Consider the following 2,151-nt stretch of genomic DNA (forward strand, 5'->3'; position numbering starts at 1 on the left):
CCAGCGAGCCACCACACCGGTCACCGTCGGTGACAGCAACCAGGTGAAGGACTTCAACCTGGCCGTCGAGACCACCTGCGACGCCGCCGGATACAAGTCCGGTGTCAACGGCGCCTGCGACCCGGTCCCGGGTGGTCTGGTGGTCGGCCGGGTGCTCGACGGCAATACCGGCGCCGGGCTCAACCGTGCGACGGTGACCAGTGTGGACAAGCCCTCGGAGAAGGCGGAGACCGGGCCGACCCCGGACGACGCCAGCCTCGGCGACGGGTTCTACTGGATGTTCTCGTCCCTGACCGGGAGCCACCCGGTCACCGGGGCGAGCGGCAAGTACGAATCGGCCACGTCCACGGTGGGCGTGACGGCTGACCAGGCCACCCAGGCGGACTTCACGCTCAAGGCGGGCCGGCTCACCATCACTTCCCCGGCTGTCGAGAGCACCCAGGACGTGGGCCAGAGCAAGACGGTGCAGACGACGATCCGCAACGACGGCACCGCACCGGCAACCGTGGAGCTGTCCGAGCGGCGCGGCGGCTTCGAAATCCTCGGCCCGCGCGGCGCGCGACTGCAGAACCTCCGGGTCAAGGGGGGCGGCGTAACGCGCGCCTGGCTGGGCGACAACGAGCCCGGCGATGTCCTGGAGCCGTCCCCGTCCGCACCGCCGTGGACCACCACGGCCAACTACCCGATCGCGATCATGGACAACGCCGTGGCCGCGTACGACGGGAAGGTGTACTCGGTTGGCGGAACGGACGCCGCCGCCAATGTCGTCAACAGCTACGTGTACGACCCGGCCACGAACGTGTGGACCCGGATCGCCAACCTTCCGGCGGCCCTGGAGAAGCCGGCGGCGGCGTTCGTCGGCGGCAAGCTCTTCGTCTTCGGTGGCTGGAACCAGTCGGGCATCCCGTCGCCCAAGGTCTACACCTACGATCCGGATACCGACGTGTGGGAGACCCAGGCCAGCACCAACCCGGCGCCGACTGCCGCCTCCGGTATCGGGGTGGTCGACGGCCAGATCTACCTGGTCGGCGGCTGCGCGAACGGACCTTGCAGCCTGTCCAACGGGGCCGTCGTCCGGTACAACCCAGGGGCCGACACGTTCACGACCGTCGCCGCGTACCCCGAGGCGGTGGTGTGGCAGGGCTGCGGCGGGATCGACGACACGCTCTACTGCGCCGGCGGCTCCGTCGGGCAGACGGACCTGAGGAGCACCTACGCCTACGACCCGGGCTCGAACACCTGGACTCGGAAGGCCGACCTGCCGGTCGACGTCTGGGGCTCGGCCGCGGACACAGCCAACGGCCTGCTGCTGCTGTCCACCGGTGTCATCAACGCCTCCACCACGGTCACCAACCAGGGCTGGGCGTACGACCCGGCGGCCGACTCTTGGTCGGCGCTGCCCAACGCCAACCACGCCCGCTACCGGGCGGGTGCGGCGTGCGGGTTCGTCAAGGTCGGTGGCACGACCGGCGGGTTCACCCCGACGGCGGACAGCGAACAACTGCCCGGCTTCGACCAGTGCGACACAGTCGCCGACGTACCGTGGCTGTCCGCGTCGCCGACCTCGGTGACGCTGCAGCCCGAGCAGAGCATCACGGTGACCGTGACGCTTGACGCCAGCTCGGCGGGCGTGCAGCAGCCCGGTGACTACACCGCCGAGCTCGCCGTCAAGGCGGACACCCCGTACGCGGTGGCACCGATCGACGTGATGATGACCGTGCATCCGCCCAGGGACTGGGGCAAGGCGACGGGTGTCGTCACCGGCGCCGACTGCCAGGGCAACAGCACCACGCTGCGCGGGGTAACCGTCCGGGTCAATGGCAAGAAGGGCTGGACCTACACCCTGAAGACCGATGCGGACGGCCGGTACGCCATCTGGGCTCCGAAGGACAACCCGGTCACGATCAACGCGGTTCGGGATGGCTGGGAGCCGCAGTTCAGGCAGGTGAACCTCAAGGCGGGTGGGACCATCACCACCGACTTCGCCCTCCGCCGCGACACCGCTTGCTGAGCGGAGTCCGACTCCACCGGACCCGCGTCGATCGACCAGCGCGAGCCCGACACGTCACCCGGGACCGGCCCGGACGACGAGTACGAACCCCTGTAGCCCAAACCCCCAGGCGGTCTGAGACACCCCTTGGTCCGCCTCGG

Annotated in this window: 1 protein-coding gene; it reads left to right on the plus strand. The window is 69.7% G+C overall.

Annotated elements, in window-relative coordinates:
• On the plus strand, positions 1-2,011 hold a 2,011-nt coding region (locus tag AB0I41_RS35060), incomplete at its 5' end, for a kelch repeat-containing protein (protein WP_357115741.1).
• Positions 2,012-2,151: the final 140 nt, after the last annotated feature.

The organism is Micromonospora sp. NPDC050200, assembly GCF_040656135.1.
Lineage (GTDB): Bacteria > Actinomycetota > Actinomycetes > Mycobacteriales > Micromonosporaceae > Micromonospora.